The sequence below is a fragment of the Actinosynnema sp. genome (assembly GCF_052038725.1).
Genome location: NZ_JBQGCX010000765.1, coordinates 1 through 4,784 on the forward strand (window position 1 = coordinate 1; position 4,784 = coordinate 4,784).

The 4,784-nt window shown below is 70.7% G+C and carries 3 protein-coding genes and 1 pseudogene; 2 read left to right on the top strand and 2 right to left on the bottom strand.

The window, feature by feature from the left end; translation table 11 throughout:
- A pseudogene (locus ACTUAL_RS15815) lies at window positions 1-1,827 on the top strand (hypothetical protein); the annotation flags it as partial.
- Window positions 1,828-2,124: 297 nt separating this feature from the next.
- On the opposite strand, the gene ACTUAL_RS15820 reads toward ACTUAL_RS15815, so the two are convergent.
- Together ACTUAL_RS15820 and ACTUAL_RS15825 are read right to left on the bottom strand one after the other, a co-directional pair.
- On the bottom strand, window positions 2,125-2,499 hold the full coding sequence (locus tag ACTUAL_RS15820) for a hypothetical protein (RefSeq protein WP_157767790.1): 375 nt from the start codon (window positions 2,497-2,499) through the stop codon (window positions 2,125-2,127).
- A 110-nt stretch (window positions 2,500-2,609) separates the two neighbouring features.
- Window positions 2,610-3,965: a condensation domain-containing protein gene (locus ACTUAL_RS15825; protein WP_440900797.1), complete on the bottom strand. Its 1,356-nt coding sequence runs from the start codon at window positions 3,963-3,965 to the stop codon at window positions 2,610-2,612.
- A 277-nt stretch (window positions 3,966-4,242) separates the two neighbouring features.
- Here ACTUAL_RS15825 and ACTUAL_RS15830 point away from each other — a divergent pair.
- On the top strand, window positions 4,243-4,784 hold a 542-nt coding region (locus tag ACTUAL_RS15830), incomplete at its 3' end, for a radical SAM protein (protein WP_440900798.1).

A 4,784-nucleotide genomic window follows, 5' to 3' on the forward strand; every position in this document is an offset into this window, starting at 1 on the left:
CTCGGGACCTGGCTCGCCCGGCGGGTGCACGAGGAGTACCCCAACGTCATCAGCGCCGCAGGCGCGAAGGAGTTGGTGGGCGCGAACAAGGTCATGGCGGTGCTGGACGGGTTGGACGAGATGCCCGAGGTGTTGGTGCCCAAGGCACTGCGTGTGATCGACGCGGCGAGCGAGGGCCTGTGGATCGTGCTGACCTGCCGAGGCGTCGAGTACGAGAGGCTGACCACCGAGCACGCGCCGCTCAGCCGCGCGGTCGTGGTGGAGATCAAGCCGATCACCCCCGACGACGCCGGGGTCTACCTGCGCGACGACGAGAGCCAGAGCGATCCGCGCTGGCTCCCCGTCGTCAACCACATGCACACCGACAACGGCAAAAATCTCGCTGAGGCCCTCTCCACGCCGCTGATGCTCTTCCTGGCCCGGAACGCCTACCGCGCGCCGACCTCCCGGCCTGCCGACCTGATCACCATCGCCGACCGAGGCACGGCGGCGGTGACGAACCACGTGCTGGCCGAGTTCATCCCCGCGGTCTACGCCAGGACCGAGGCGGGCCAGCGCCCTTACAAGGCGGAGAAGGTGGAACGGTGGCTGCGCACCCTGGCGAACCACCTCGCCGACCACCGCACCGATGGCGTCAACCTCAACTGGTGGCAGCTCGACCGCACCGTCCCGGCCCGACTGGTGGGTCTCCTCATCGCCGCAGTGATCGTGCTGGTCGGGACGCTCGGGGTGTTCAGCCTGGTTCTGCTCACCTCCGGTCGCCCCGACAAGGCCCTCGCGGGCGCGCTCGGGCTCTCCCTGCTGGCCGCCGCGCTCGCCGGGCCCGCTGCGGGCCGGGCGGCCTCGGGCGCGCCGAGCCGGCGGATCGCGGTGGCGGTGGGGGCAGCCGCGCTGCGGGACGGTTCCACAGGAGCGCTCGTGTTCTGCTCGTTCATCCTCCTCGCAGGCGGTTACCGGAATTTGGGGGACCTGACCTACCTGGCCGCTCTGTCACAACCCGCAGTGGCGATCATGCTGCTCGGCACCGCGATCGGCGTGGTCACCAATGGCTTGGCGATGACCCGCTCCCCTGTCCCCGCACAGCCATCGCTGAGCGGGCGCGCCCTCGCCACGGGAGCACTGTCCGGAATGGGCATGGCAGCGCTGGTAGGACTGCCCGCAGCCGCGGCAGTAGGTGCGATCGCCGGCATCCTGGAGGACTCCTGGTCAACAGGGCTTCGGTACGGTTGTGGCATCGCCGCCGCGGTGGTCGGCGTCGCCAGGGCGCTCGCATCCCCGGTCCGCGACGACCAAGCGCGCTCGCCGAGATCGGCGGTCTTCGGCGATGCGATCACGCTGACGCTGGTCACGGTCACCATCGCGCTCGCGGGCGGCGTCACCATGTGGTTCGCCTCGGACCTGGGCGGCCAAAGCGACGCACTTGACATCGGCGTCGCGGGGAGCTTCTTGCTAGCCGTCGTGGTGGCGGTGGGCACCGGCGCGCCGTGGGTCCGCTTCCGCTCGGCGCAGACCCTGCTGGCACTGCGCGGTCGACTGCCGTGGCGGATGATCCGCTTCTTGAGGGATGCCCACAACCGTGAGGTCCTGCGCCAGTCCGGCGACTCCTACCAGTTCCGCCACAACCTCGTCCAGGCGCACCTCACCACAGCCCGTCCCCAGGCCCGGCCGCCACGCAGCGGGCGGATCCGACGTGCGGTCCACACCGCCATCGCGATTCTCCTGCTGGCTGTCACCGCGGCGACGATCACCGTGCCATCGCTGCGAAAGGCTGTGGAGACCCGGACTTCCCAGCGCGCCGTCGTGGATGTCCCAGTGCGAGTCGACTAGGAAACCGGCACTCGTGCCGAAGTCAGGCTCGCTCTCGTCCCTCCAGCAGAAGGTGAGGGGCGAGGGGCGCATCTGATGACGAGAGCTGAGTCGTCGAACTCGTCGGCGACGAGCTGACGGGCCCCGGATCGCTGGGGCGTTCGGCGCGCGCCAGGCTCCCCGCGCGGTGCGAGGCCCTCCCGCTGAGCGTGCTCCCCAACGAACTCACCAGTTCGCGGAGGAGGTGCGGTTCGGGACCCGCCGCCCGCCGAAGCGCCCCGGCCCGGACGTCTCAACAGGCGGTGGGTCCCGTTCGCGTCAGTAGTGCGCGGAGAGGGTGAAGGACTTCATCGTCGTCGCCCCTGGGCAGTAGGCCATCGCCGGACTGCCGAACCTGGTCGCGCCGCTGGTGTGGCTGCTGCCGTCGCTGCACGTCACGGTGACCTCGAAACCCGTCGCGGCGCCGCCGCCCACCTGGTGGCAGTCGACCCACACGGTCGGGTTGCGGCCGGGGGAGTACTTCCAGACGCACGCGACCGACGACGCCTTCACCTCGCCGCCTGCCGGTTGCAGCGGGGGCACCGCGATGGTCGTCAGCTCCCGCTCGACCGCCGTCGCGCTGCCCGCGCCCGCCCCGGCCAGCGCCAGGATCGCGAAGCCCGTCATCGCCGCCCTGCTCGTGGTTCTCAGCACCGAGTTCCCCATCTCCCTAGGTCCCGCACGGGTGAGTGGGAGGAAGGATCACCCCTGGTCGTGGCGCCGCGGAACAGCAGGCACTCGATCAGAGCAGCGCTTCCGCAGCGTCAGGTCACCGGCGCCGAATCCCGTTGGGGCGCAGCGGTATCACGGGGGCGGGACGGTGATCCGGTACGGGGCGCGCGTTCGGCCAGCGGTTCGCGCAGCCTGGCCGCGAAGTCGGTGAACAGGGCGCGCACCACCGGCTCGGTCAGGTCTCGGCGGTCGTAGGTCACGGTGGCGTACAGGGAGCCCGAGGACCTGCGGTGCAGGCGGAACATCAGGCCCACGTCGCCGGTCGGGCCCGCTTGCGTCCTCGCCAGCACGCGGGCGGTCGCCGGGCCGTACGCGAAGGTGTCCTCCAGGCCCGAGTACGGCAGGTACTGGAACACGCACAGGCCCACCGGTTCGGTCTCCACGGCGTGGATCACGTCCGGGTGCAGGCGCAGGACGTCGAAACCGGGGACGTGGGCGCGGGCGTACGCGGCGCCCACCGCCTCGCGCACCACGGGGGTCAGGCTCGACCAGGTCGCGCCCTCCGGGACGCGCACGCGCAGCACCGACGGGTGCAGGAACGGGCCGATCAGGGTTCGCACGTCCGGGTGGGCGCGCTGCTCGAACACGGTGTTCACCAGGACGTCCCGCGTGGTCGAGCGGTCCGCCGCCGCCAGGCAGAAGGCGGTGAACAGGGTGGCGAACACGGTCGTCCTGCGGCGGAGCGCCCACTTCTCCAGCGCTGCGGCGTCCCGCTCGTCGAGCACGTCCAGGCGCAGCACGCCCGAGTCGGGCGGGGTGGACAGGTCCCGGCTCGGGGACAGGTCAAGGGGACGGGCGCCCTCCCCGGTGGCGCGCCAGTGGTCGAGGTCCGCGTCCAGGGTGGGGGCGGTGATCGCGGCCCGCCGCGCCGAGTACGGGCCGTACTGGAGGGGCGGGGGCGGGAGGGGCTCGCCTGCCAGGCGCGCGGTGTACAGGGCGCCGAGTTCGGCCACGGCCAGCACCAGCGACGGGGGATCGGTGTGGACGTGGTGGAACACCAGGTTGACCAGGTGCGAGCCGTCGTCCAGGGCCACGACCTGGCCGCGCACCAGGGGAGGGCGGTCGATCGGGACCGGCTCTCGGGACCAGGCGTCCACAAAGGACTGCGCTTCGGACGCCGCGGCCTCGGCGCGGTGCAAGTGCGCGGTTCGGTGCGGGTGGACCCGTTGGCGCCACTGCTCGCCGCCCGGTTCCAGCGTGGTGCGCAGGACGTCGTTGCGCGCCACCAGGTCGTCGTACGCGGCGTCCAGGAGGTCCACGTCCAGCCCGCCGGTGACCAGCGCCGAGATGGACATCGTCATGTGCGGACCCGTCGAGCCGCTGGGGATCGTCCCGTCGTTGGTCATGATCGTGTGCTGGAACGGGGACGCGGGCCAGGTTCTCGGCATGGGCCATCCGTTCGTGGAAAAAAGGGGGTGGCGGCGGAAACGTACACACTCGGCGTGGTGCGGCAAATACTCCACAAGTCGCCGGAACCGTTGCTGCGAACAGTCCATGCCTGGGCGCTGAGCTGCGGGAACACCTGGCTGGAAAGGGGGAAGCGGTTTCGGAACTCTTGCTTATCGCAGGAACGCCGGGCGTTTCCTTGCCAGGGGCGCGGTGCGGCTGCTTCGCTTCGTGGGCGGGAATATTCCTCGCCGGAGTCCTGCGTCGTGAGGAGCTGTCGTGCACCCCAGAACCGCCCGGACGCTCAACCAGAAGGAGTTCCACGACCTTCGGCGCACGGTGGCGATCCGGGCCGAGACCCGGCGCAACATCGAGGTTGACGCCACCTACGCGACGCCCCTGCCCAGGGAGGTCAGCCTCCAGCTGACCTACAAGTGCAACCTGCGGTGCAACCACTGCTACCAGTGGAACGACCAGGGGTTCTTCCACGACTTCAGCAAGGTCAAGCAGCGCACCGAGCTGGACCTGGACATCGTCGACGACGTGCTGCGGACGACCGACGACACCCGCGCCAAGGTGTTCCTGTGGGGCGGGGAACCGCTGATGCACAGCCGGTTCGGCGAGGTCGCGGAGCTGCTGGCGCGCACGCCCCGCACGGTCAACCTGTGCACCAACGCGCTGCTGGTCAAGCGGAACCTGGAGCACCTGCTGACCATCGGCCCAGGGCTCAACGTGCTGGTCAGCCTGGACGGGCTCGCGGCCGACCACGAGGCGCTGCGCGGCAAGGGGACCTTCCCGCGCACCATCGACATCGTGCGGCT